Annotated in this window: 27 protein-coding genes; 14 read left to right on the top strand and 13 right to left on the bottom strand. The window is 65.4% G+C overall.

Annotated elements, in window-relative coordinates; all coding sequences use genetic code 11:
- Window positions 1-20: 20 nt before the first annotated feature.
- Genes flgE through flgB form a run of 4 tightly spaced genes read right to left on the bottom strand, consistent with a single transcriptional unit; the run spans window position 21 to window position 2,826 of the window.
- Complete coding sequence (gene flgE, locus ACNKW1_RS02205) at window positions 21-1,283, bottom strand: flagellar hook protein FlgE (RefSeq protein ID WP_418362961.1); 1,263 nt, start codon at window positions 1,281-1,283, stop codon at window positions 21-23.
- A 15-nt stretch (window positions 1,284-1,298) separates the two neighbouring features.
- Window positions 1,299-1,967: a flagellar hook assembly protein FlgD gene (locus ACNKW1_RS02210; protein WP_418362962.1), complete on the bottom strand. Its 669-nt coding sequence runs from the start codon at window positions 1,965-1,967 to the stop codon at window positions 1,299-1,301.
- A gap of 38 nt (window positions 1,968-2,005) precedes the next feature.
- Window positions 2,006-2,410, bottom strand: a complete 405-nt coding sequence (gene flgC / locus ACNKW1_RS02215) for a flagellar basal body rod protein FlgC (RefSeq protein WP_418362963.1) — start codon at window positions 2,408-2,410, stop codon at window positions 2,006-2,008.
- A gap of 11 nt (window positions 2,411-2,421) precedes the next feature.
- The gene (gene flgB, locus ACNKW1_RS02220; protein ID WP_418362964.1) at window positions 2,422-2,826 is read right to left on the bottom strand and encodes a flagellar basal body rod protein FlgB; all 405 of its coding nucleotides are present in this window, start codon (window positions 2,824-2,826) and stop codon (window positions 2,422-2,424) included.
- 217 nt (window positions 2,827-3,043) lie between these two features.
- Here flgB and flgA point away from each other — a divergent pair, with 217 nt between their 5' ends.
- From flgA to parC, 7 genes are all read left to right on the top strand, one after another.
- Window positions 3,044-3,766 carry a flagellar basal body P-ring formation chaperone FlgA gene (gene flgA / locus ACNKW1_RS02225; RefSeq protein WP_418362965.1) on the top strand — a complete coding sequence of 241 codons (723 nt, stop codon included), beginning with the start codon at window positions 3,044-3,046 and terminating at the stop codon, window positions 3,764-3,766.
- Between the two features lie 102 nt (window positions 3,767-3,868).
- Window positions 3,869-4,165: a flagellar biosynthesis anti-sigma factor FlgM gene (gene flgM / locus ACNKW1_RS02230; RefSeq protein ID WP_418362966.1), complete on the top strand. Its 297-nt coding sequence runs from the start codon at window positions 3,869-3,871 to the stop codon at window positions 4,163-4,165.
- 62 nt (window positions 4,166-4,227) lie between these two features.
- Window positions 4,228-4,713, top strand: coding sequence for a flagella synthesis protein FlgN (locus ACNKW1_RS02235; RefSeq protein ID WP_418362967.1), 486 nt, complete (start codon window positions 4,228-4,230; stop codon window positions 4,711-4,713).
- An 83-nt stretch (window positions 4,714-4,796) separates the two neighbouring features.
- Entirely contained in the window at window positions 4,797-6,785 is a 1,989-nt protein-coding gene (locus tag ACNKW1_RS02240; protein WP_418362968.1) for a DNA topoisomerase IV subunit B, read from the top strand.
- 89 nt (window positions 6,786-6,874) lie between these two features.
- A complete protein-coding gene (locus ACNKW1_RS02245; protein ID WP_418362969.1) occupies window positions 6,875-7,126 on the top strand; it encodes a type II toxin-antitoxin system Phd/YefM family antitoxin in 252 nt (83 codons plus the stop codon).
- Window positions 7,123-7,575 carry a PIN domain-containing protein gene (locus ACNKW1_RS02250; RefSeq protein WP_418362970.1) on the top strand — a complete coding sequence of 151 codons (453 nt, stop codon included), beginning with the start codon at window positions 7,123-7,125 and terminating at the stop codon, window positions 7,573-7,575. Before ACNKW1_RS02245 ends, ACNKW1_RS02250 begins: the two co-directional genes overlap by 4 nt.
- Window positions 7,572-10,028, top strand: a complete 2,457-nt coding sequence (parC, locus tag ACNKW1_RS02255) for a DNA topoisomerase IV subunit A (protein ID WP_418362971.1) — start codon at window positions 7,572-7,574, stop codon at window positions 10,026-10,028. Before ACNKW1_RS02250 ends, parC begins: the two co-directional genes overlap by 4 nt.
- Window positions 10,029-10,109: 81 nt before the next feature.
- On the opposite strand, the gene motD is transcribed toward parC, so the two are convergent.
- The 9 genes from motD to ACNKW1_RS02300 all read right to left on the bottom strand — a co-directional run bounded on the left by motD (window position 10,110) and on the right by ACNKW1_RS02300 (window position 19,700).
- Complete coding sequence (gene motD / locus ACNKW1_RS02260) at window positions 10,110-10,949, bottom strand: flagellar motor protein MotD (protein ID WP_418362972.1); 840 nt, start codon at window positions 10,947-10,949, stop codon at window positions 10,110-10,112.
- A 17-nt stretch (window positions 10,950-10,966) separates the two neighbouring features.
- Window positions 10,967-11,707: a flagellar motor protein gene (locus ACNKW1_RS02265; RefSeq protein ID WP_418362973.1), complete on the bottom strand. Its 741-nt coding sequence runs from the start codon at window positions 11,705-11,707 to the stop codon at window positions 10,967-10,969.
- Window positions 11,708-11,740: 33 nt separating this feature from the next.
- On the bottom strand, window positions 11,741-12,511 hold the full coding sequence (locus ACNKW1_RS02270; RefSeq protein WP_418362974.1) for an RNA polymerase sigma factor FliA: 771 nt from the start codon (window positions 12,509-12,511) through the stop codon (window positions 11,741-11,743).
- 113 nt (window positions 12,512-12,624) lie between these two features.
- Entirely contained in the window at window positions 12,625-13,437 is an 813-nt protein-coding gene (locus ACNKW1_RS02275) for a MinD/ParA family ATP-binding protein (RefSeq protein ID WP_418362975.1), read from the bottom strand.
- A gap of 2 nt (window positions 13,438-13,439) precedes the next feature.
- Complete coding sequence (gene flhF, locus ACNKW1_RS02280; RefSeq protein WP_418362976.1) at window positions 13,440-14,939, bottom strand: flagellar biosynthesis protein FlhF; 1,500 nt, start codon at window positions 14,937-14,939, stop codon at window positions 13,440-13,442.
- A gap of 226 nt (window positions 14,940-15,165) precedes the next feature.
- A complete protein-coding gene (gene flhA / locus ACNKW1_RS02285; RefSeq protein WP_418362977.1) occupies window positions 15,166-17,271 on the bottom strand; it encodes a flagellar biosynthesis protein FlhA in 2,106 nt (701 codons plus the stop codon).
- 11 nt (window positions 17,272-17,282) lie between these two features.
- Window positions 17,283-18,425 carry a flagellar biosynthesis protein FlhB gene (flhB, locus tag ACNKW1_RS02290; protein WP_418362978.1) on the bottom strand — a complete coding sequence of 381 codons (1,143 nt, stop codon included), beginning with the start codon at window positions 18,423-18,425 and terminating at the stop codon, window positions 17,283-17,285.
- Between the two features lie 139 nt (window positions 18,426-18,564).
- On the bottom strand, window positions 18,565-19,023 hold the full coding sequence (locus ACNKW1_RS02295; RefSeq protein WP_418362979.1) for a DUF192 domain-containing protein: 459 nt from the start codon (window positions 19,021-19,023) through the stop codon (window positions 18,565-18,567).
- Window positions 19,020-19,700, bottom strand: coding sequence for a pseudouridine synthase (locus ACNKW1_RS02300; RefSeq protein WP_418362980.1), 681 nt, complete (start codon window positions 19,698-19,700; stop codon window positions 19,020-19,022). The genes ACNKW1_RS02295 and ACNKW1_RS02300 overlap by 4 nt, the downstream gene beginning before the upstream one ends.
- 240 nt (window positions 19,701-19,940) lie before the next feature.
- Here ACNKW1_RS02300 and ACNKW1_RS02305 point away from each other — a divergent pair, with 240 nt between their 5' ends.
- The 7 genes from ACNKW1_RS02305 (at window position 19,941) to ACNKW1_RS02335 (ending at window position 24,960) form a co-directional block, all read left to right on the top strand.
- Window positions 19,941-21,152 (top strand): tyrosine-type recombinase/integrase, encoded by a 1,212-nt coding sequence (locus ACNKW1_RS02305; protein ID WP_418362981.1) that lies wholly within the window; start codon window positions 19,941-19,943, stop codon window positions 21,150-21,152.
- A gap of 81 nt (window positions 21,153-21,233) precedes the next feature.
- On the top strand, window positions 21,234-21,542 hold the full coding sequence (locus ACNKW1_RS02310) for a hypothetical protein (protein WP_418362982.1): 309 nt from the start codon (window positions 21,234-21,236) through the stop codon (window positions 21,540-21,542).
- 93 nt (window positions 21,543-21,635) lie between these two features.
- Window positions 21,636-22,238 carry a helix-turn-helix transcriptional regulator gene (locus tag ACNKW1_RS02315; protein WP_418362983.1) on the top strand — a complete coding sequence of 201 codons (603 nt, stop codon included), beginning with the start codon at window positions 21,636-21,638 and terminating at the stop codon, window positions 22,236-22,238.
- Between the two features lie 187 nt (window positions 22,239-22,425).
- Window positions 22,426-22,830, top strand: a complete 405-nt coding sequence (locus ACNKW1_RS02320; RefSeq protein ID WP_418362984.1) for a hypothetical protein — start codon at window positions 22,426-22,428, stop codon at window positions 22,828-22,830.
- On the top strand, window positions 22,827-24,311 hold the full coding sequence (locus tag ACNKW1_RS02325; RefSeq protein WP_418362985.1) for a DUF3987 domain-containing protein: 1,485 nt from the start codon (window positions 22,827-22,829) through the stop codon (window positions 24,309-24,311). Before ACNKW1_RS02320 ends, ACNKW1_RS02325 begins: the two co-directional genes overlap by 4 nt.
- Window positions 24,308-24,760 carry a hypothetical protein gene (locus ACNKW1_RS02330; RefSeq protein ID WP_418362986.1) on the top strand — a complete coding sequence of 151 codons (453 nt, stop codon included), beginning with the start codon at window positions 24,308-24,310 and terminating at the stop codon, window positions 24,758-24,760. Before ACNKW1_RS02325 ends, ACNKW1_RS02330 begins: the two co-directional genes overlap by 4 nt.
- Window positions 24,757-24,960, top strand: a complete 204-nt coding sequence (locus ACNKW1_RS02335) for a hypothetical protein (protein ID WP_418362987.1) — start codon at window positions 24,757-24,759, stop codon at window positions 24,958-24,960. Before ACNKW1_RS02330 ends, ACNKW1_RS02335 begins: the two co-directional genes overlap by 4 nt.
- Window positions 24,961-25,008: the final 48 nt, after the last annotated feature.

Here is a 25,008-nt window from a genome sequence, read left to right on the forward strand (position 1 = left end):
GCCGACGGCCGGCTCAGGCATCAGCGCAGGTTGACCAGCGTCTGCAGGATCTGGTCCTGCGTGCGGATCGATTGCGCGTTGGCCTGGTAGTTACGTTGCTGAATGATCATCTGCACCAGCTCCTGGGTCAGATCGACGTTGGACTCCTCGACCTGGCCGGCGGAGATGACGCCGTTGAGCCCGTTGCCCGGCTCGCCGCGGGCGAAGCCGCCCGACTCCGGCGTCTCGACCCAGTAGTTGTTGCCGATGGGCGACAAGCCGTTGTTGTTGCGCACGGTCGTCAGGTTGACGATCGCGATGTCCTTGGTGATGCCGTTGGTGTAGCGCGCCTGGATGACGCCGTTGCGGCTGATCGCCAGGCCGGCGATCTCGCCGGGGGAAGAGCCGTTCTGGGTCAGTTCGCGCGGCGTGGACTTGCCGCCGAACTGGGTGATCAGCGACATATCCACGTCGATCACGCTCGGGTCAGCGTCCGGACCAAGGTTGGAATTCAGGACGAAATTGCTGGGCGGAACGAGCTTGCCGAGCCCATCGAAGCTCAGCGTCGCATTTGCTGCGATCGGCGGCGGCGGCACCGTGTTATCGACAACGGTGTAGACATCCCACGTGCTGTTTACGACATCCGTACGCCGGGCGAAGTAAAGGGACAGCGAGTGCTCCTTCCCGAGGGAGTCGAAGATCTTCAGCGCGGTCGAGTACGTGTAGGTGGCGGGAACATCCGGATCGAAAGGCGTCGTTGTGGCGTCAATGGTCGCTGCGTCCGCGCTGAGGTTGAGGCTCAGGCCAACATCGGTGGTCGCCGTGGCACCCACCCCGGTCGAAGGAATCATCATCGTACGGAACGAATCGGCTGTGACCGTGGCCGGCGCCTGAACGTCGCCCGACACGGCATCAACCAACTGGTACCCCATCAACCGGTCGCCCAATGCGGTAACGATGTAGCCATTCTTGTCGATGTTGAACTGGCCGTTACGGGTCAGCGCGTAGCCACCGTTCTGCAGCTCCACCTCGAAGAAACCATTGCCATTGGCCGCCATGTCGAGCGGGTTGTTGGTGGTGGTGATGTTGCCCTGGTTGAAGGTCTGGCGCACGGCCTGCACCCCGCTGCCGATACCGATCTGGACCTTGGAGACTGCACCGGTGAGCGAGGATGCGTAGGCGTCGGCGAACACCGTGCCGGAGTTCTTGAAGCCCACGGTGCTGGCGTTGGCGACGTTGTTGGAGATGACGTCGAGCGCCTTCGAGGAAGAATTCAGGCCGCTGAGGCCCTGCTGAAATGCCATGATCGGTGCTCCGGATCAGAGAATCTGCTTGACGTCTGCAACCTTGAACACGCCAAGGTCGCCAACCTGAAGGTCGGTGCCGTTGGCACCACGCACGATGCTGGTCACGGGGCCGAACTGCAGCGTACGCCCGGCTACAGCCTCGTCGCCCAGCGTGGCGGACAGCGAAAGCGTGTAGATGCCGTCCGCAGCGCGCGAACCATCGTCCGCGCTACCGTCCCAGACGAAGTTGTGGCTGCCCGCATCGACCGCGTCGAAATCCATCTGCTTCACCGCCAGTCCGGCGCTGTCGCGTACCGTCAGCGTGACGCGGTCGGCCGGGCCGTCGACCTCGAAACCGCCGACTGCACCCGATTCGGTCAGCGCCAGGCTGCGCCCTTCCACCAGCACCCCACGCCCGAGCAGCGCGGCTGCATTGAGCCCTTCGGCGGAAGCCTGCGAGTCGAAGAAAGACTGCACCATCTTGTTGAGTCGCTCGATGCCATCCACCGTGCTCATCTGCGCAAGTTGCGAAGTCATCTCCGCGTTTTCCATTGGATTCATCGGGTCCTGATTCCGAAGCTGCGTCGTCAGCAGCTTGAGGAAGCGGCCCTGCTGGTCCTCTTCGGGCTTCTGGACAGGTTCGCTGCGGGCCAGGCTGGCCAGCACGCTGTTCGCGGTCTGATTGTTCGAGACGGTGGTCATGAAGATCTCCTGCTAGGGGCATCGTTTGCCGGACGGGCTTACTGTCCGATCTGCAATGTCCTCTGAAGCAAGGTCCGTGCCGTGCTCATGATCTCGGCGTTGTTCTGGTACGAACGCGACGCGGAGATCATGTTCACCATTTCCTCGGCAACGTTGACGTTGGGCATCTCGACGTAGCCGTCGGCATTGGCCGCCGGGTTGTTCGGCTCATACACGAGCCGCATCGGCGCCGCGCTCTCGACGATCTGCGTGACCTGGACGCCGATCGCGCCCGGTCCGGCAACCGGACGGGCGGCAAAGACCACCTGCTTGGCACGGTAGGGTTCGCCGGTTTCGGTGGTGACGCTGTCCGCGTTGGCGAGGTTGGACGCCGTGGTATTGAGGCGCATCGACTGCGCATTGAGCGCAGAACCCGCAATCTGAAAAACGTTGAGCATGCTCATGACAGAACTCCTTACTGGCCGGTGAGCGCGGTGTTCATCGAGCGCAGCATGCCGCTGATGAAGGTCACGCTGGCTTCGTAGCGCAGGGCGTTCTCGGCGAAGGCCGCGCGCTCGACATCCATGTTCACCGTGTTGCCGTCGACCGAGGATTGCAGCTCGGCACGGTACTTGACCGAACCCTCGACGGCGGAAAAGGCGCCGCCGGAAATGTGCCCAGCGTGCGTGGTCTCGAGCCCCACACCACTGCCGCTGCCGGCAAGCGCCCCCTGCAGCGCGCTCTTGAAGTCGACATCGCGCGCCTTGAAGTGCGGCGTATCCGCGTTGGCGATGTTCGAGGCGAGCAACTCCTGCCGGTACGCCTGCAGGTTCAGCGCGGTCTGGTGAAAGCGGAAACTGTTGTCGACAAGGGTTTTCATCGCAGGGCCTCGGGAATGAGCAGCGCCGTCACGTTGGGCGCGGCGGGCTGGATGACGGGAGAACGTGCAGCTTTCATGCCAGCGATGGTACGCGGCCGCCGCCACCCGCACTCGCCCGATAAGACGGCAGAAAACCGCCCTTCTTTGCCGCTTGCCCGCCGGCCGCGGCAAAAGCTGCCGCCTTGCCTGCGCTGGCGGACCGTGCTGCAATCACCCCATGAGCGACCCAAAGCAACCGTCCTTCCGCATACCGATCCTCGCCCACGCCAGCCTCACCGTGCTAGCCGCGGTGTTCCTTCCGGGGGTAGCGGGCGCACACCAGCCCCCGGAACCCGTAGAGCACGCAGTGCGGACATTCCTGCAGCGCGAGGTTCAGGGCATGCCCGGCGAGGTCCGTATCGCGGTGCGCGGCTTCGACCCGGCGAACCGGCTCCCGGCCTGCGCGGCGATCGCGCCCTTCCTGCCGTCGGGGGTTCGCCCCTGGGGCACGATCAACGTGGGCGTACGCTGCGACGCCCCCATGGCATGGACCGCGTATGTTCAGGCGCAGGTGCAGGTCTTCGGTGCCTACCTCGTGGCGGCCCGGTCACTGCGTTCGGCCGAGATGCTGGGCACACAGGATATCGAACTCCGCAGCGGCGAGCTCACCGCCCTCCCCGACAATGTGCTTACTTCCCCGGACCAGGCAGTGGGCCACTTGACCCGCTTCGCAGTCGCAGAAGGCATGCCGCTGCGGGCCAGCTCGCTCCGACCGCCCAACGCGGTGAGCCGCGGCCGGCCCGTGCAGGTGTTCACGCAGGGCGAGGGGTTCACCGTTTCCGGCGAGGGCCAGGCCCTCAACGACGCGGCGCCGGGCGAGCGGGTACGCGTGCGACTGGCGAACGGACAGATCGTCCAGGGCATCGCCCGCGAGGACGGCACCGTCACCCTGCGCTTTTGAAGCCGGGCAAGCCGGCAGCCTCCGCTGCGTGAAATAAATCACTCAAGTTTTATGAAAGGGGGCCGTATACCCTTTCGAGTCATAGCGTTCGCGGAGACAGACATGAAAATCGAAAGCTCGGGCAAGGCCTACGTCCCAACGCCTGCCCAGGACACACGCAGCCAGGCTGTGCGCGGCAAGGCCGAAACACAGGGCGGTTCAGAAAGTGTGCAGATCTCGCCGATGGCCTCGCTGATGCGCAAGGCAGAGACCGCGATCTCGAGCACCCCCGAGGTCAACCGCCAGCGGGTCGACGAGATCCGCCAGGCGATCTCCGAGGGGCGCTTCAAGGTCGACGCCAGCCGCATCGCCGACGGCCTCATCGACAGCGTCAGGGAAATGCTCGGTTCGCGCGGATAAGTCCGGGGCGCTAAGATTCGCGCACGCGAACCGCTCCCTGGCCACACCGCCGGCACGACTCCATGCAGACCTCCGCTCCGACCCCCGCCGACATCCAGCGCATCGCGCTGCTGATCGAAGCCGAATCGCTCCAGCTTGGCGAATTCCTCGCCCTGCTCGATCGCGAGGAGGCTGTGTTGATCAAGGGCGACACCGACGCCCTTGTCGCCATCGCCAACGAAAAGAACGAACGCTACCGGCAGCTGCAAAGGCTATCCGACGAACGCGGCCGGTTGCTGGGTCGTTCCGCCCACCCGACTGCCGACGCGGCGGTGCGTGCAATCTTTTCGGGACTGCCGCGCGTACTCGCCCGCTGGGACGAAGTCATCGCGCGGGCCCGCGACGCGCGCGATCGCAACGCACTCAACGGCAAGCTGATCCTCAAGCGCATGGCCGGGAACCAGGCCGCACTGTCGATCCTGCTGTCGGCCGCCAATCACCCGCAACTGTATGACGCCGACGGTCTTTCGAAGCCGACCGGCGGCGGCCGCATACTGGGCAGCGCCTGAACGTTTGTTCAGTATCGCCAACTCAACTACGCCCGGCTCTCTGCTATCCTTGCGCCCTTCGTGACACCGAACGGGCGCGCAGCATGGCTGGCAAGCAAGACACCCCAAAGCAGTACGACGAATCCTCTTTTCGCGTCCTGAAAGGACTCGAGCCGGTGCGCGAGCGCCCCGGCATGTACACCCGCACCGACAGCCCGGCGCACATCATCCAGGAAGTGATCGACAACGCCGCCGACGAGGCGCTCGGTGGCTTTGCAAGGAAGATCCACGTCACCCTGCACCTCGACGGCTCGGTCACCGTCGCCGACGACGGTCGTGGCATTCCGGTCGGCCTGCATCCAGAGGAAGGCGTGCCGGTGGTAGTGCTGGCATACACCCGCCTGCACGCCGGCGGCAAGTTCGACAAGCGCGAGGGCAACTCCGCCTACGCCTTCTCGGGCGGTCTGCACGGGGTCGGTGTGTCGGTGACCAATGCGCTGTCGACCCGCATCGAAGTCGAGGTGAGGCGCGAGGGCAAGGTCCACCGCATCGACTTCGCCGACGGCGGCGAGACGATCAGCCCGGTGCGCATCGAGGGCGACTGCGGCCGCCAGACCGGCACCCGGGTGCGCGTGTGGCCTGACGGCAAATACTTCGAGTCGCCGCGCGTGCCGATGAACGAGCTCGAGCGCCTGCTGCGCTCGAAGGCGGTCCTGCTGTCCGGCGTCGCGGTGCGGCTGGACATCGAGCAGGCCAGCGGCCCGGCGCTGACCAAGACCTGGTCCTACCCCGAGGGCCTGGCTGGCTACCTCAGGGAACTCGCCGGCGATATTGAGGCGGTGGCACCGATCTTCACCGCCGAAAAGTACGCCGGCAAGGACGACCCGACGTTCGCCGCCGGCGAAGGCGCAGCCTGGGCGCTGGCCTGGTTCGAGTCCGCGGTGCCGAGCGAGTCCTACGTCAACCTGATCCCGACGGTGAACGGCGGCACGCACGAGTCCGGCCTGCGCGCCGGCGTGTTCGACGCGATGAAGTCCTTCATCGACCATCACACCCTGCTGCCGCGCGGCGTGAAGCTGCAGCAGGAGGACGTGTGCGGGCGCATGAGCTTCGTGCTGTCGGCGCGCCTGCTCGACCCCCAGTTCCAGGGTCAGGTGAAGGAAAAGCTCAACTCGCGCGAAGCGGTCAAGCTCGTCTCCAGCCAGTTGCGCGATCCCTTCGAGATCTGGCTCAACAACCACGTCGAGGCCGGCAAGGCGATCGCCGAACTCTCGATCAAGCAGGCGCTGGCGCGCCAGAAGAGCGCGCAGAAGGTCGAGAAGAAGAAGACCTCGGGCGTCGCCGTGCTGCCGGGCAAGCTGTCGGACTGCGAGTCCGAAGATCTCACCGACAATGAACTCTTCCTGGTCGAGGGCGACTCCGCCGGCGGGTCGGCCAAGATGGCGCGCAACAAGGAGACCCAGGCCATCCTGCCGCTGCGCGGCAAGGTGCAGAACGCCTGGGAGATCGACCCCGACCGCCTGTTCGCCAACGCCGAGATCCACGACATCGCCGTGGCGCTCGGCGTGGATGCGCACAAGGCCGACAGCGATGTGGACCTCTCCGGCCTGCGTTACGGCAAGGTCGTCATCATGTCCGACGCCGACGTGGACGGCGCCCACATCCAGACCCTGCTGCTGACACTGTTCTTCCGCCACTTCCCCAAGCTGATCGAGCGCGGCCATGTTTACGTGGCGCAGCCGCCGCTCTACCGCGTGGACGTACCCGCCCAGGGCAAGAAGCGCCCGCCGCGCCGCCTGTATGCGCTCGACGAGGGAGAGCTCACCGCGATCCGCGACCGCCTGGAGAAGGAAGGCTTCAGGCCCGACGCGATCGAGATCGGCCGCTTCAAGGGCCTGGGCGAGATGAACCCCGACCAACTGCGCGAGACCACCATGGACCCCGCCACCCGCCGCGTGCTGCCGGTGAAGGTACGCAGCGGCGCGCTGCAGGACACGCTGAAGATTTTCACACTGCTGATGGGCAAGGGCGAGGCTTCCGGCCGACGCGCGTGGATGGAAGAAAAGGGCGACAGCGTGGAGGCGGATATTTAAGCGCTAGGGGGTCATCGACATTGCCCGATCAGACCACTGGAACTAAAGTAGTGACATTCACTACTTTAGTTCCTAGCCAAGGACCCGATATGCATACCGTCTCCGCTGCCGAAGCAAACAGACAGTTCTCCAGCCTGCTGCGCCAAGTGAGCCAGGGTGAAACCGTTACGGTCCTGTCCCACGGTCGCCCTGTTGCAACCATCAGCCCCGCTGTCGTCGGGACGGAACCCGACCACGATCGAACCAAGGCACGCGCTCGCCTACTTGCCCGGCTAGATGGGGAGCCCGTTGCGGACAGCCGCAACTGGACCCGCGCCGAGTTGTACGATCGCGGCCAATGAAGATCGCCCTCGACACCAACATCCTCGCCTATGCAGAAGGCGCCGGCGACAATGCACGTTGCGCTGCGGCCCGGGTGCTGCTCGGAACGCTCTCGGCGAGCGAGGTGATGATTCCCGCCCAGACGCTGGGTGAGTTGTACCGGGTCCTGACCGGAAAGCTCAAGCGCGACGCCGAAGCGGTTCGCACAGCCCTGCTCGACTGGTCCGATGCCTACGAGGTGGCCGATTCGACCTGGCCGAGCTTTCAGGCGGCCATCGACCTGGCCTGCGATCACCGCATGCAGGTTTGGGATGGCCTGATCCTCTCGGTCGCTGCAGAAAACCGTTGCCGCCTGCTGCTGAGCGAGGACCTGCAGCACGGCTTCACCTGGCGCGGCGTCACCGTCATCAATCCTTTCGAGCATGTCGCACACCCGCTACTGCTCGCAGCCTGCAGTTCGAGTACATGAGTACAGACACTCCCGATCTCTTCGATGCGCCTGACGCATCCGAATCCGTAACACTTGCGACCTCAACGCCCACTGCAGTGAAGAGCACCTCAGGTACAGCGCAGGATACGGGCGCCGACGAGTCACCGACGGCCACCGGCGCGAACCTGCCCCCGCCCCCCGAACCGCCCGCCGATCCCGAGCCGGAGCCCGAGGACGACGGCACGCTGGCGCTCGACCGCTACGCAGAGCGCGCCTACCTCGCCTACGCGATGAGCGTGGTGAAGTCGCGCGCGCTGCCGCAGGTCGAGGACGGCCTGAAGCCCGTGCAGCGCCGCATCCTGTACGCGATGAACGAGATGCGGCTGTCGTCCACGTCCAAGCACGTGAAGTCGGCGCGCGTGGTCGGCGACGTGATCGGCAAGTACCACCCGCACGGCGACTCCAGCGTCTATGACGCCATGGTGCGGGTGGCGCAGGATTTCTCGCTGCGCTATCCGCTGGTCGACGGCCAGGGCAACTTCGGCTCGCGCGACGGCGACTCGGCGGCGGCGATGCGCTACACCGAGTGCCGGCTGACGCCGATCGCCGAGCTGCTGCTGTCCGAGATCGACCGCGGCACGGTAGACTTCATCCCCAACTACGACGGCGCCTTCGAAGAGCCGCAGCTGCTGCCGGCGCGCCTGCCCTTCGTGCTGCTCAACGGCGCCTCGGGCATCGCCGTGGGCATGGCGACCGAAATCCCGCCGCACAACCTGCGCGAGGTGGCCGAGGCCACCTGCCACCTCATCCGCCACCCCGAGGCGACGCTCGAGGACGTGCTCGGCATCATCCCCGGCCCCGACTTCCCCGGCGGCGGCCAGCTCATCTCCACGCCCGAGACCATCCGCGACGCCTACGCGGCGGGCCGCGGCAGCCTGCGCCTGCGCGCACGCTGGAAGATCGAGGAGCTCGCCCGCGGCCAGTGGCGCGCGATCGTCGAGGAGCTGCCCCACGGTGTGTCGGCGGCGCAGGTGCTGTCCGAGATCGAGACCCTGACCAACCCGCAACCACGCGCCGGCAAGAAGGAGGTCTCGCAGGAGCAGAAGAACCTCAAGCAGCTCGTGCTCGGCGTGCTCGACACCGTGCGCGACGAATCCAGCGACAAGGCCCCGGTGCGTATCGTGCTGGAGCCCAAGTCCAGCCGCCAGAACCGGGACGAGTTCATGGCGGTACTGCTCGCCCACACCAGCCTGGAGACCTCGGCCTCGGTCAACATGACCATGATCGGGCGCGACGGTCGACCGCAGCAGAAGAACCTGGTGCAGGTCCTGCGCGAATGGATCGACTTCCGCTATGTCACCGTCGAGCGCCGCACCCGCCACCGCCTGGACGAGGTCGACCGCCGCATCCACATCCTCGAAGGCCGCATGATCGCCTTCCTGCATATCGAGGAAGTGATCCGCGTGATCCGCGAGTCGGATGAGCCCAAGCCGGCGCTGATCGCAGCCTTCGGCCTGTCCGAGACCCAGGCCGAGGACATCCTCGAGATCCGCCTGCGTCAGTTGGCCCGCCTCGAAGGCTTCAAGATCGAGAAGGAACTCGCCGAGCTCAAGGACGAGCGCGCCGGCCTTCAGCACATCCTGGATAGCCGCGCGGCGATGACCAAGCTGATCCTCAAGGAGATCCAGGACGACGCGAAGAAGTATGGCGACGACCGCCGCACCCTGGTCGAAGCGGTGGCCGCGGTGGCTCCTGCCGAGATCAGCGTGCCGGACGAGCCGGTCACCGTGATCGTGTCGAAGAACGGCTGGGTGCGTTCGCGCCAGGGTCACGGCATCGACCCCGCAGGCATCGCCTACAAGGCCGGCGACTTCGGCTTCGCGGTGATCGAGACGCGCACCACCTGGCCGCTGATCGTCATCGACAGCAATGGCCGCGCGTACACGGTAAAGGTGTCCGACCTCCCCGGCGGGCGTGGCGACGGTGCGCCGATCACCACCCTGGTCGAGTTCCAGGACGGCGGCAAGCTGGCGCAGGTCGTGACCGACACGCCGGAGTCGGTGTACTTCTTCGCCAACAGCGGCGGCTACGGCTTCCTGTGCAGCGTCGCGGATGCCACCAGCCGCCAGCGCGCAGGCAAGGCCTTCATGAGCCTCGAGAAGGGCGAGAAGGTGTTGCCGCCGGCCAAGGTCCTTGGCGACTGGATTGCGGCAGCGTCCGAGAACGGCCGACTGCTGGTCTTCCCCCGCCCGGAGATGAAGACGCAGAGCGGTGGTCGCGGTGTGATCGTGATGGCACTCGACGAAGGCGAGGCGCTGGCCGCCGTGGCGGTGCCGGCAGACGATGCCGTGCTGACGATCGAGGGCGTGGGACGCGGTGGCAAGACGGTGCGCATCGAACTCAAGCCCTCGCAGCGCGAACCGCTACGCCACCGTCGCGCGCGCAAGGGTGCGCCGCTGGCGCCGAAGGTGAAGCCCGAGCACATGCGCTGAGGACGTCCCATCACCCAGCTCAGGGATGTGGACGTCGGGAGAGGAGGCGTACAGTGGGATGGGCGACCGCCTTGGGCAGAGTCAGCCCTCCGGATTGCCTGGCAGGATCGACCGGATCGGGTCGTCCGGAGGGATCGTGGTCGGGCCCGGCTCTGGCAGAAGATCTGCGGTGCGCGACTCGATCAGCACGGTGACGCGCCGGTTGCGGCTACGCCCTTCGTCGCTGGCATTGTCCGCAACCGGGCGCTGGTCGGCATAGCCGGCTGCGGTGAGGCGGTCGGGCGCCACGCCGTTGTCGATGAAGAGCCTCGCCACGGTGGAGGCGCGCACCGCCGAGAGTTCCCAGTTCGAGGGGAAGCGGAAAGTATTGATGGGCACGTTGTCGGTATGCCCTTCGACCGTGATCGGAAATCCAGCAGGCGCCAGGACCTGCGCCACGGCCTGCAGCGCCGAGGCCGCCTGCGCGCCAAGCACGGCTTCGCCCGCGCCAAAGAGCAGGCTGGCGTTGATCTCGACGCTCACGCCGAAGGCACCCTCGGTGACATTCACCTGCCCCGACTGGGTCAGGGGCGACAGCACGCGACGGATCTCTTCCGCCATGTCGCGCATCTGCCGGGCAACCTCGCGACGACGCTGATCGACCACCTCCTCGGTCGCGGGCGGACCTGCCTGAGTGATCGGCCTTGTCGGCATCAGGCTGGTGGTGGGCAGAATCACCTGCTCGCCGCTTTCATTGACGGTGACATTGCGGAAAGCCTGCACCATGGAATCGGAGAGCACCCGGTACTTGCCTTCATTCACCGAGGACAGCGAGTACATCACGACGAAGAACGCGAACAGCAGGGTGATGAAGTCGGCATAGGAGACGAGCCAGCGCTCGTGATTCTCATGCTCTTCTTCGTGTCTGCGCCTGCGCCTCATGTCCGTTGTCGTCCGCGTCAGACCACGTAGCCCTGCATGCGGCTGGCGACGATGCGCGGGTTGTCGCCATTGGCGATCCCGATCAGTCCGTCGACGAACATCTCGCGCTGCGTGGTGAGCATCGCGATGTGGGCGCTCAGCTTCTTGGCGATGGGCAGGAACACCAGGTTCGCAAAACCGACGCCGTAGATCGTGGCGACGAAAGCCACCGCGATGCCTGCACCGAGGCGCGAGGGATCGGAGAGGTTCTCCATCACGTGGATCAGACCCATCACGGCGCCCAGGATGCCGATGGTGGGCGCGTAGCCGCCGGCCGCCTCCCAGATGCGGGCGCACTGCCGCATCTGCGCCTCGCGCACGCCGATCTCCACCTCCAGCAACTCACGCAGGCGCTGCGGGTCGATGCCATCGACGAGTAGTTGCAGACCCTTGCGCATGAAGGGATCGCTCAGTCCATCGACCTGGCGCTCCAGATTCAGCAAGCCCTCCTTGCGTGCGGCGTGACTCCAGCCCGACACCTGTTCGATCACGGCCTGCTGATCGACCGCGGGCGGAACGAACACCCAGCGCACCATGCGCATGCCATCGACGAAGGTACGCAGGGGACTCTGCAGCATCACTGCGCCAAGGGTGCCGCCGACCACGATCAGGAAGGCCGTGGGCTGGAACAGCGACGACAGATGCCCGCCTTCGAGCATCTGCCCGAGCACGATCGCGGCGAGACCGAGGGCGAGGCCGAAAAGGCTGGTCTTATCCATGATCGGGTCTGGCCGTCAGCACAGCATGCATGATCAGTTCGCCGCTTTCTGCTTCGGGGGACGCCCCCGTCGGCGTGCCGCTGGCCGCCCTGCCCCGCCTTCGAAGATGGATGCGCGCAGGCGTGCGACGGCCTGGCTGTGCAACTGACAGACGCGGGATTCGGTCACCCCGAGCACTTCGCCGATCTCGCGCAGGTTGAGTTCTTCGTCGTAATACAGGGCCATCACCATCTGCTCGCGCTCGGGCAGATGCTCGATCGCGCCGACCAGTCGCCGGCGCATGTCCGCGTCCTCGAGCAAACTGAGCGGGTTGGCGTCGTCCTGGGCCAGATGGCGATCGAGGTAGTCATCGCTCTCCTCCCGGTTGAAATCCTCGAAGTAGACGAGCTGGTGCCCACGCGCGTCCTGCAGCATGCGCTGGTAGTCGTCCAGCGACATTTCAAGCGCTTCGGCGAGTTCGGACTCGGTGGGCGAGCGGCCGCACTGCTGCTCCAGTTCATGGATCGCTGCCTCGATCCGGCGCATGTCTCGACGCAGGCTGCGCGGCAGCCAGTCATTGTCGCGCAGGCCGTCCAGCATTGCGCCACGGATGCGCTGCACCGCGTACGTCTCGAACTGGGCGCCCAGTCCGTGCTCGTAACGGCCCAGGGCATCGAGCAGCCCCATCATCCCGTTCTGGATCAGGTCATCCACGTCCACGCTCGCAGGCAGCTTCGCCATGAGCTGGAAGGCAATGCGCTTCACGAGGGGGGCATAGGCCTCGACCAGGCTCGCCTTGTCGAGATTACCGTTTGCGTCGTACATCCACTGGGCCTGTATGGTCTTGCGGCGCGGGCTCCGGAGCCCACCGCTTCCGGTCATTGGAGGCCCCAATTGTCCGGCAGCGCCGACGGCATTACCAGCGGGATATTTCACACTCATGGACCGACCCGCCTGGCAATCCGTGTTCCGGACACGCTGCGAGCTGCGGCAAGGCCGGCCACACGACGCAGGAAGGCAGCCCCGGCTTCGGGCTGCGACAATTCCAGCGGCTGGCGCAGCCCGGCGGCGATGTCATCGCGCTCGAGCTCACCCAGCCAGGCAAGGGGAACGCCTACATGGCGAACCACCAGCGCCTCGAGACTGCGGAAGAACGCCGCCGCATCAGCGCGCCCGCGTGCGCCGCACACGGCGACATGCACGGAACCGGCGCCCGCCGCGGCGAGGCCCTTGATGCTCCGATAGGCGTCGGTCGCGCCGCTCGCGCTCGCCTCGGCCACCACCAGCCGGCGCGGTGCAGCCTGCACGAAGGGGGACGGCTCGGCCACCGACTCCGCCGCTGCATGCAAGAGCACAAAGCTCGCATGGCGGTGCAGGATACGCAGCGCCTCGACCAGGCAAGCCCTGCGCGCCTCATCGAGCAAGGGCAGCGCCAGCGCGGCCGCGGCCACAGGCACGCGCCCGACCAGCCCGGGGACCGTCTGGAGGATGCCCGAGAGCCGGGTGCGGCCATCGAGCAATTGCAGTAAGTCGGTACCCTCGCTCACGCCGAGCGCGTCGGCCAGGGTGTCGCTGCCTTCGGCTTCGTCAAGGATGACCACGCGCTCCGCACGTCCGGCGATGCGGTGCGCAGCCAGCACGGCATTCTGGGTCCGCGTCCTGCCGCCCACGTACAGCGCCACCACCTGCGGCGGCGCGCGGCGGAAGAGGCGGCGCAGTCCTGCGGCCTGATCTTCGCGTCCATCCAGCATGATCACGCCCCCCCGGCGGCCGCCAGCATGAATCCGGCCTCGTCGCCGTTCAGATGCCAGGGCGACTCACCCGCATGCTCGCGCAGGGCGCGGTGGAGGAGATAGGCCCGATTCGGAAGATGCAGATCTTCAGGCACCCGCTGGCCATTGGTCAGGTAGCGGATGTCGAGTTGATGGCGCACGGTCACATCGAGTGCCGGCGCCAGGGATGCCGCCTCGTCAACCTTGGTGAAGATGCAGCCCGCGAGATCATCGCCGGCATAGGCGCGCACCACGTCGTCCAGGGTGTCGCCACGCACGGTGGCGTTGAGCAACAACAGGCGGCGCACATCACCCGCACCGGACAGCATCGCAGCCTGCTCGGCCACCATGCGATCGCGCTGGCTCATCCCCATGGTATCGATGAGCACCATGTGCTTGTTGCGCAAACCTGCCAGTGTCTGTCGAAGATCAGCCGCGTCGCGCACCGAGAACACCGGCACACCAAGGATGCGGCCGTAGATGCGCAACTGCTCCTGCGCACCAATGCGGTAGCCGTCGGTGGTGATCAGGGCGAGCTTGCCGGCACCGTGACGCACAACGCAGCGGGCGGCCAGCTTGGCCGTGGTGGTGGTCTTGCCCACGCCGGTCGGGCCCACGAGGGCAAACACCCCGCCCTGATCGAGCAGATCCTCGTCGGAGGCGCAGGCGTGCATCATACGGTCCAGCGCCGCGCCCGCGGCCTCGCGCGCCTCGGTGCGCCCGGCATCCTCCGCAACGGCCTCGACGAGCTTGCGCGCAGTCGCGGCCGAGAATCCTGCCTCGAGCAGTTCGCCCAGCATCGCGGCGCGCGCTGGAGCATGGCGCCGGGTTTCACCCCAGGCGAAACCCGCAAGCTGGCGCTCGATCATGCTGCGGATACCGGTCAGTTCGGACATCAGGCGGGCATTGGTTTCCTGCAGCTCGCGCACCCGCGTGCTGCCGAACTCGTCGGCCGACTGAGCCGCCATTGCACGGCCCGCCGCACGCCCCGACGCGACCGCTGGCGCCGGGCTCGCCCCCTGCGCCGGGCGAGCCGTTTCTGCGGCGCTGCGCAGAATGGCCTCGCGGGCACGCACGGTATAGTCGGCAGTTTCAATCCGCGGGGGGTTGAACGGACGCAGCACTGGCTCGGACGCCTCCGGCGCGGGGCGCAGCGGCGGACGCTCGACGTTGCGCGCGGCCTTTGACGCCAGTGCAGAGAGGCTCACCTCGAAGTCGCCATCGTCTGCATCGGGCTGCATCCGCGCACGCGTCGCGGCAGGCGCGGCGGGGGCGGCAGGCGCTGCGGCAGCGCTGCGCGCGGTCACGGCCGCACGGTTCGCGGCCTGCAAGGCCCCCACGGCCTCACCCGGCAAGGCGAGGATCTCCACGCCGCCTTCGACGGCGCGATTGGACAGGACGATCGCATCCGGACCAAGGGCTTCCTTGAGCGCGCGGAGCGCCTCGCGGGCGGTGGGGGCAAAGTAGCGTTTGACGTTCATGGCGATTCTCCCGGTGGCCACGGTCGACCACTGTTTGATGAGGATTATCGCCACACCCGGTCAAGGCCCTTGGGTCGAATAAAGCGGCTTTCCCCCGTCAATTCGAGTGCTCGGAAGCGTGGCCTGCACGGGGAAGAAAGGACTGGACGCAGGGACTCGACGCCCGTGCGCAGGCCGGACACCGAGCCGGCGCAGGGTCAGCTCACGATCATCGCAGGGACAGCGCTCAACCCTGCGCGCCGACCATTGCGGTGACGCGAATCGTGCGGCTCTCGGGCACCTCGCTGTTGGAGATGACCTTGAGCGAGGGCACCGCGCGGCGCAGGAAGCGCGACAGCAGCATGCGCAGCTGCGCGGGCACGAGCAGCACCGGCGGCAGACCGATGTCCTCCTGGCGCTGGGCGATCTGCGCCGTCTGGCGCAGCAGGGTATCGGCCAGGCCCGGCTCGATCGCACCGCCCTCGCCGCCCGAGGCCATGGCCTGCATGAGAATGCGCTCCAGCCCCGGCTCCAGCGCCATGACCTGCACCTCGGTGTTGCCCGGAAACAGGCTCTGCATGATCGCGCGTCCCAGAGCCTCGCGCACCTTGGTGGTGAGCTGCATCGGGTCCTGCGTGCGCGGCGCATGCTCGGCGAGCACCTCGATGATGCTGCGCATGTCGCGGATGTTGACGCCTTCCTCGAGCAGGTTCTGCAGCACGCGCTGAACCGTACCGATGGCCAGCGCCTTCGGCACCAGATCCTCGACCAGCTTGGGCGAATCCTTGCCCACGTGGTCGAGCAGCGCCTGGGTTTCCTGGCGGCCGAGCAGTTCCGCGGCGTGATTGAGGATGACGTGGTTGAGATGGGTGGCCACCACGGTGCTGGCATCAACCACGGTGTAGCCGAGCGCATGGGCCTGCTCGCGCATGCCGCTGTCGATCCACACCGCGGGCAGACCGAACGCCGGATCGGTGGTTTCACGCCCGGCAAGGGGGCCGGACACGCGGCCCGGGTTGATCGCAAGGAGCTGACCCGGATAGGCCTCCCCGCTGCCAACCTCGACCCCCTTGAGGGCGATGCGATAGGCGTTGGGCTTGAGCTCGAGGTTGTCGCGGATATGCACCGGGGACGACAGGAAACCTACCTCCTGGGCGAATTTCTTGCGCAGCCCGCGGATGCGCTTGAGCAGTTCGCCATCCTGCCCTTTATCCACCATCGGGATCAGGCGGTAGCCGACCTCAAGCCCCAGCACGTCGACCTGGGAGACGTCGTTCCAGCTCGCCTCCTGGGCCTCCGCGGCGGGCGCGGCGGCTGCGGCCACCTGCTCGGACGGCGCCTGGGCAGCCGTCGACGCCTCGGCGATCCGCTTGTGTCGCATCCAGGCCATCGCCCCAAGCGTCAGCGCGATGAGCAGGAAGACGAGGTTCGGCATCCCGGGAATGAGCCCGAGCACCCCGATGATGACGGCGGTCAGCGTCATCACCATTGGATTGGAGAACACCTGGGCGATGATGACACCGCCGATGTCGCCCTCGTCACCCACGCGCGAAACGACCAAGCCGGCCGCCACCGAGATGATCAGCGCCGGGATCTGAGCCACCAGGCCGTCACCGATCGTGAGCAGCGCATACGTGCGTCCCGCCTCACCCACCGCCATATCATGCTGCATGATGCCGACGAAGAGGCCGCCGAGGATGTTGATGACGAGGATGATGATGCCGGCCACCGCGTCGCCGCGCACGAACTTGGAAGCACCGTCCATGGCGCCATAGAAGTCGGACTCCTGCGCGATCTCCTTGCGCCGCTGCTTGGCTTCCTTCTCATCGATGAGCCCCGCGTTGAGGTCGGCATCGATCGCCATCTGCTTGCCAGGCATGGCGTCCAGCGTGAAGCGGGCGGACACCTCGGCGATTCGCCCTGCGCCCTTGGTGATCACGACGAAGTTGATGACAGTGAGGATGACGAACACCACCAGACCCACCGCGGTGTTGCCACCGACGAGGAAGCTGCCGAAGGCCTCGATCACCTTGCCCGCCGCGTCGCCGCCACCGTGGCCTTCGAGCAGCACGATCCGCGTCGACGCCACGTTGAGCGACAGGCGCAGCAACGTCGTCACCAGCAGCACGGTGGGGAACACCGAGAAATCGAGCGGCCGCTTCGAATACATCGCCACCAGCATCACCATCACCGAGATCGCGATGTTGAAGGTGAAGAACACGTCGAGCAGGAACACCGGCAGCGGCAACACCATCATCGACAGGATCATGATGATGAGCAAGGGCGCCGCCAGTTGGCGGAGGTTTGCCGGCGAGAGCAGCTGGCGCAGATTCAGGGCGTCGTTCATGGCCATGGGTCAGGCAATCATTCCTCAGGGGCACCCGGGTCCATACCCGCCGGTACAGGCAGGGCAGTCGGTGCGACGGGCGGCAGGCCACCCGATTTCATCCAGGCATCGAGCTGGTAGACATAGGCCATGACCTCGGCGACTGCGGTGTACAGCGCGGCGGGAATGGACTGCTCCAGTTCGCAGTGTTTGTAGAGCGCACGCGCCAGCGGCGGCGCCTCGAGCATGGGTACGCCATGTTCCTTGGCAAGCTCCCGGATCTTCAGCGCGAGTTCTCCCCGCCCCTTGGCCACTACCACGGGCGCGCCCATCTTCTCAGCGTCGTACTTCAGCGCCACCGAGAAGTGGGTCGGGTTGGTCACCACGACATCCGCCTTCGGCACCTCGGACATCATGCGGCGACGGGCCATCTCACGCTGCATCGCGCGAATGCGCCCTTTCACCATCGGGTCACCTTCCTGCTCCTTGCCCTCGCGCTTGACCTCTTCCTTGGTCATGCGCAGCTTCTTGTGGTACTGCCAGAGCTGGAACGGCACGTCCATCAGCGCCAGCAGGCCGAGGCTGAGCACGATGAGCAGCGCGGCGAAGGCGACGGTATCGGAGAAGTCGGCCATGCCAATCTCGAGGGGCTCGACCATCAGGTCGAAGAGGTGATCCATGTTCAGCCACAGCACCAGCGCCGCAACCCCCCCCACAAGAAGCGACTTCAGGATGGCTTTCACCATCTCCGCGAGCCCGTGCACCGAGAACATGCGACCGAACCCCTTGAGCGGATTCATGCGGCCGAAATTTGGCCCGAGCGCCTTGGGGGCGAACACCAGCCCGCCCAGCAGCATGGGGGCAGCAACCGCAGCGATCAGCAGGGCGAAGAACAGCGGCATCAGGGTCAGCAGTGCGCCGCTGAGCATGCGCTCGAGCATGTCGAGCATGACGTTCTCATCAAAGGCGGCGCGCCGGTCGAAGGCAAAGCCGTCGCGCAGCAGGCCCGAGACGCGGATCGCCATCCAGTTGCCAAGCAGCAGCAGGGTCGCTGCCCCGGTCACCGTGACGAGAAAGGTCGACAGTTCCCGCGACTGCGGAACCTGTCCTTCCTCGCGAGCCTGTTCCAGCCTTCGCGGTGATGGGGCTTCTGTCTTCTCGAGGTCGCTTTCTTCGGCCACTGCCGGCTCCGTCTGCCGCCCCGCCGGCCCGAGTGGGCGCGGACGCGAAGCGACGTGTGCGGATTATCGGCCCGGACGCGCAAGCGCCGTGGCGGGATAAACGCGGATAAAGCGGCGCTATTCGCGCCTTGTGGCCGGGTTACTGCGGCGCCGGCAGCTTGTCGATACCGCGCAGGCGGTCGCCGGGCCGCACTCCACGCTCGGCGAACCAGCCCAGATTCATCTCCAGCGCAAACCGGGCCGGCCCCGCCGCACAGTGATTGTCGGTGGTCTGCGGCTGCATGTCCTCGATGTTGAGCACGCGGCCCTCGGCGTCGAGAAAGGCGACCGAGAGCGGAATCAGGGTGTTCTTCATCCACATGCAGTGCGCCCGCTCCTCGGGGAACACGAAGACCATACCGCGATGCAGCGGCATGGCGACCCGGTTCATGAGCCCGGTGATGCGTGCTTCGGCGGTATGCGCCACCTCCGCCTCGATGCGCGCCATGCCCGCGCCAAGCTCTGCAATCGGCAGCGTACCCTGTGCGTGTGCGGAAACGGAGAGAAGAAGGCCGGCTGCGACACCGCAAAGCCTTACCTGTGCGTTCGGAGAGATCATGATCGGTCGTTCCGTGTGGTTTTCCTGCTGGCGCGCATCTTACCCGCCCCCCTGCCCGACTGACGAGCACCACCCGCGCCCAACAGGACTGTGAAGCCACTTCCACCCCATCGCGGAGACGAAGATTCCGGCAGCGCAGTTTGGACCTCACGCCACTGCCCGGGCAGCAACCCGTCCAGGCGCCAAGGTCCGATCGCGATGCGGATCAGGCGCAAGGTCGGATGACCGACACGCGCCGTCATCCTGCGCACCTGCCTGTTCTTTCCCTCGCGCAGCACGATCTCGAGCCAGGCCGTCGGCACCGTCTTGCGAAAGCGTACCGCAGGGATTCGCTGCCACAGCCACTGCGGCTCGGGCACACGTCGCGCCTCGCAGGGCCGCGTGTGAAAGTCGCCGAGGTCAACTCCCGCGCGCAAGCCGGACAAGGCAGCGTCGTCGGGCTCGCCTTCCACCTGAACAAGGTAGGTCTTCGGCAGTTTATGACGCGGGTCGGTGATGCGATGCTGGAGCGCACCATCGTCGGTGAGCAGCAACAACCCTTCACTGTCTGTGTCCAGGCGCCCCGCAGCATAGACGCCGGGCACATCGACCCAGTCTGCGAGCGTCGGACGGCCACCACCATCGGTGAACTGGCACAGCACTCCGAAAGGCTTGTTGAGCAAGATGAGGCGCGACACGGAGACTGGCCCCTCTCGAGGAGAATGCCGCCGAGCGGCGGGTCGGGCGCGAGGATGGCGGAGGCGGTGACCGCCACGTTGAGCAAAATTGAGACAAGCCGAGACACATAAACTACCCTCTAACCATCTGTTGTGAATCAGTTTTCTCGCCATTCCTTGCCTTGTACTGTCTCAAAGCGTATCGTCCTAATCCACTGCTAAGTGGTTACACGGATGGTTACACGCCAGGAGGGCGGACAAGTGGGATTCACATCCAAGCAAGTGGACAAGATGATACGCGAGGGCAAGCCGGGGGCGTACGCCGACGACGACGGGCTGTATCTGAAGATCGGCACGACGGGCTCGGCCTCGTGGCAGTACCGCTATCAGATCAACGGCAAGCGCCGGATGATGGGACTCGGCTCCTGCGCAAACGTCGGACTCGCTGAGGCACGCGAGAAGGCCGCAGACGCCCGCAAGCAGGTCAAGCAAGGTATCGACCCGCTCGAAGTGAAGGAAGCCGAGCAGACCGCCGTGAAGGCGAAGGCAACGACGTTTCGAGAGCTTGCGACCGAGTACATAGCGGATCATCGTCCGGGCTGGCGCAACGCCAAGCACGGCCAGCAATGGGAGAACACCCTCGCGCAATACGCCTTCCCCAAGATAGGCGACAAGCCGATTGCCGAGATCAGCACGGAGGACGTGCTCGGCATCCTCAAGAAGCTGTGGACCGAGAAGCCCGAGACGGCGAGCCGCCTGCGCAACAGGATCGAGCTTGTAATCGACGCCGGCCGCGCAAAGGGGCTGTCCACCGCTGCGAACCCGGCCGCATGGCGTGGGCACTTGGATAAGCTGCTTCCCAAGCGCACGAAGGCCAGCAAGGGCCACCACGCGGCGATGGACTATCGAGAGCTGCCAGCCTTCTACAAGCGCCTGACTGAAGACCGGGATTCGCTGTCGTCGGTCGCGTTGCAGATAACGATCCTGACGGCCTGCCGCACGTCGGAGGTACTACTCGCTGACTGGTCGGAGTTCGACCTCGACAACAGGCTGTGGACAATTCCGGGCGAGCGCATGAAGGCAGGCCGGCCGCATCGCGTCCCGCTGTCGGATGAGGTGCTGAAGCTGCTGCAAGGCATCAAGGGCGAAGGCTATGTTTTCCCTGGTGCGCGTGAAGGCCGGCCGCTTTCCAACATGGCGATGACGATGGTACTGCGCCGCCTAGGCCACCCCGAGCTGACGGTTCATGGATTCCGCAGCACTTTCAGGGATTGGTGCGCGGAGGAAACGCACTACCCCAACATCGTTGCAGAGCAAGCCCTCGCGCATACGGTCGGCAACGCGGTGGAGGCCGCATACCGAAGGGGCGATCTACTCGACAAGCGCCGCGCTCTAATGGCCGATTGGGCGACCTACTGCACCACGAAGCCGGCCGCAAACGTCGTGCCGATCACGAGCAAGACCGCCGCCTGATCGGTTATCAGGCAAAGCGAGCCGGCAACGGTCTAGACCACCGCCGCCAGCCCTGACCACAACGTGAAGAGAACTCACATCATGGCTACCTTCGATTCTATCGCCACCGACTACGACCGCGAACTAGAGCGCCGCGCACGCGATCGCGCCGAGCAGCATTATCAGATGGCCTTCGGCGCAATCTGCCGCACCTTCAATATGTGCGACGAGGCCGACGAATACCGCTACAGCCCCGAGACCATGAAGGAAGTGGAAGGCATCCTGCTGCGCCTGATGACCCTCACCCGCACTGCGCCGATGAAGATCAACAAGGCCGCATTTGCTGGCCAAGATCATCAATTCCGGCAATTCGTCGCTGCTGCAAAGCGCCGGCCTCGCAAATCCGCATAACCACTTTCGCCACCGACTGCCATCGGCTATAAGTAAATCCGCGCTGTCTCAATGCAGCGCGATTTACTGCAATCCGATAGGACGAAACGCGAAATGAAATCGTATCTGGACTATATGCGGCATGTGCTCGAAGGCGATTGCGGACAGCGCATTGCGAACATCAGAAGTGCCGTGCGCCGATCCCGCGATGCAGTCATTGACCGCATGAAGATCACCAATGAGGCAAATCTCGCTGGCGGTGAAAATATCGGAGGCGGCACTGCTGCGACTCTCGATATTGACTGCCAGGACACAGGCGCATCCTCGAACCCTTCTGCGGCTCCGGAGGTGGCCGCGTCGGATGAAGGCAGCGATGGCGACGGCGACGGCGAAGACGACCGAGGACTATCTCGACACCTTCGGGGGGCGCGACCACACCACCGTGCTGCAAACGTGCAATCTAATTCATGTCGTCTCAATTCACGCCAAGAGGCGAACATGGATCAGAAAGCCGCCATCCCCTTCGTGGTCGAGCACTTCGACCGCGTATCAGATGCCACTCATATCGACATCGCTGCACTGAAGGCGATCACCGGCAAGAGCCGCGCAACGCTCTACCGCTGGATCGATAAGGGCATTCTCCCCAAGCCTCGAAAACTCGGCCCCACGCATAATTTCTGGCTCGCTGGCGATATCCGCCGTGCGCTGTCTGCGTAAGGGGGCCGACCATGACCACATATCAACATCGGCACCATGCCGAGGACGCCGGCCGCGCAAAAGAAATGGGCGCAAGCCCCGATAAGGCCGCGCCCCAAGCGAAAACCACTGAGCGCAATTCTACCGCATCGCCCGCTGCGTGGATTATCGCCGCCGCCCTCGTTGCACTGATTGGCGGGGTGGCGCGATGAACGTCAGTCCCATCCTCGACCGGCTCGAAAAAGTCCGTCAGACCAAGCCTGACTCGTACCGCGCGTGCTGCCCCGCGCATGACGACCGCACCCCGAGCCTCGACATCACCGACGCAGGCGACCGCGTGCTTTTGATCTGCCGCGCTGGATGCACTTTTGACGAGATCCGCGCGGCACTCGGAATGCAGGCGCATGAATTTTTCGCTGATGGCAAAGCCCCCAAATCGGCAGCCCCCGGCGTATCTCAGCGCGCACTAAATGCCGCGCTGGTCCGCGAGCTGGTGATCTGTTGGGTGATCGCCGCCGACCGCGCGCAAGGCAAGCCAATCAGCCCCGCCGACATCGAGCGCGAGCGCATCGCACGCCAGCGCATCACGACCGCATGGGGGGTGGCGCAATGAACGACACCGCAGAAATGGATGATGTGTGGGCGAAGCTGTGCGAGTCCGGCGAAGGCGGCGAAACCCCAAGCGAAGCAAGGGATACAGCGTGGCGAAAAGATGGCGAAGGGCGGCGAAGAAAGGCGAAAGCATCCCCGGGCGTGATCCTTGAGATAGCTCGCGCCCGCCTGGACGTTCAACCGCTCGCCGCGCTCGATTATCCGACTGATGCACTTGGACCGCTCGCGCCGGCCTGCGAGGCGATTGCAGAAGGCGGACAAATGGCCTCAGCGATGGCAGGGCAAAGCCTGCTCGCCACCTCTGCGCTACTGGCTCAGTCCTGCGCGGACGTTCGCACACTGGCCGGCATCAAGCCCTTGAGCATCTACGGATTCACCATCGCCGACAGCGGCGACGGCAAGAGCACTGCCGAGGGCGTAGCCATGAAGCCAATCCGAGACCGCCAGCGCGAGGAGGCTGAAGCGCACCGGCAACAGATCGAGGAATACCAACGCGCGAAGGCGAGCCGCAAGAAGGGCGAGCCGCTCGACGTGGAGGTGGGGCGTCCGCCTTACAGGATCATGCGAGATGGAACGGTAGAGGGCATTCGCGCCGGGTTTCAGCATGGGATGCCAAGCCAAGGAGTATTCACCTCAGAGGCGGCGATCATGGTTTCGGGTTACGGCATGACACCCGATAACCGCGCCAAAACATGCGGCACCTTTAATGCCCTATGGGATGACGGCGAGGTGAGCGTAAGCCGCTCGCTTACGGGGCGGATTCAGCTATATGGGCGGCGCCTTTCGCTGCACTGGCTGATTCAACCCGAGGCGGCAAGGTCGGCATTGCATGACCCGCTGATGGCAGGTATCGGATTCTGGCCGCGATTCCTGATCGCATGGCCGGCCCCCGCCGCACCTCGAAAGGCACTCCCATTTCATGCAGAACACGATGGTCGCATTCGTGGCTTCTGGAGCTTGTGCGAGCGACTGCTCGACCGTCCGCTAGGCGAGGAATGCTCGGACCTTCCTGTAATCGAGGCGACAACCGAGGCCGAAAGCCTCGCGTGCAAATTCTTCGAACGCATGGAGATTGCCGCGAAGTCGGAGCGCGGCGAATTGGCGACGATCAAGCCCTTTGCGGTTCGAGCAACTGAGCATGTCTTTCGAGTCGCTGGCGTGCTTGCGGTGATCGGCGGGCGCGACCTTATCGACCTGGAGGCAATGCGAAACGCGATCCGGCTTGTTAGCTACAGCCTGGATACTTGGCGCTCAATCTTCGGAGACCGTGAGCAAGCCGAAACGCATGCGCATGCTTTGCACCTGCTCGAATGGATCGTAAAGCTAGACGGCATGAAAACAAGCGAGACGGCGATCCTTAGGATTGGCCCCCGCGCAACCCGTTCCAAGTCGAGGCGAGACACGGCGCTGGCAGTTCTTGAGCAAGTCGGCGTTATCGAGCGCCTTGGTTCCGACTGGCAAGCGGTGGAGGTGCAGCCATGAGCGTTAGAGACCTGATCGCGGACCTGATCGGCGGCGATTCGCCATCCGTTCGCCACGATTCGCCAAATCTTCGCCAAGCTGAAACCCTCGCCATTGCTGACGATTCGCCGCTTTCGCCGCTTTCGCCAGCGCACGGCGAAGGGAAAGCGGTTCGCGCATATCGCTGGCTCGTCCGGTTAGCGGACGGCGACCCCCGCGAAGTCTGGCTATCGCCACCAGGCACGGCAGCGGATGCGATGAAGGGTATTGAAGGCGCGGTGACTGCGGACCCGGACCGATGGCTTACGGTCGGATGCGCGAATTGCAGGTTCCTGCGCCGGCCCGGCCTCGCTGATGGCTACTGCATCCAGCGTGCTGACTTGGCGCCGGCCTATGGCCCTTCACACCCGCTGCGCAGATTGCCCGCTGATCGCGGCGAAAGCTGCGGCGAATGGGAGGTGAGCGAATGAAACGACGCACGACCCCGACCCCCGCCGCGATCCGCGCGGCATTGGCAGCACAAAGTCTGCGCACGTCCGCACGATGGTTGATCCATTGGCGCGACCGCTCGCCGACCGTCGTCAAGTATCAATGGCGCGTCCCGCTGTCGCGCGTTTTGGGCGAGCACGTCGCCTGCGTGGCAGCCGAGCCGCTGGAGGACGGTCTATGAAGTCCGCATCGTGGCACCCGCTATTGACCGCCATCGTATTCCGGCACT

It is taken from the genome of Thauera sp. WH-2 (assembly GCF_048321015.1).
Lineage (GTDB): Bacteria > Pseudomonadota > Gammaproteobacteria > Burkholderiales > Rhodocyclaceae > Thauera.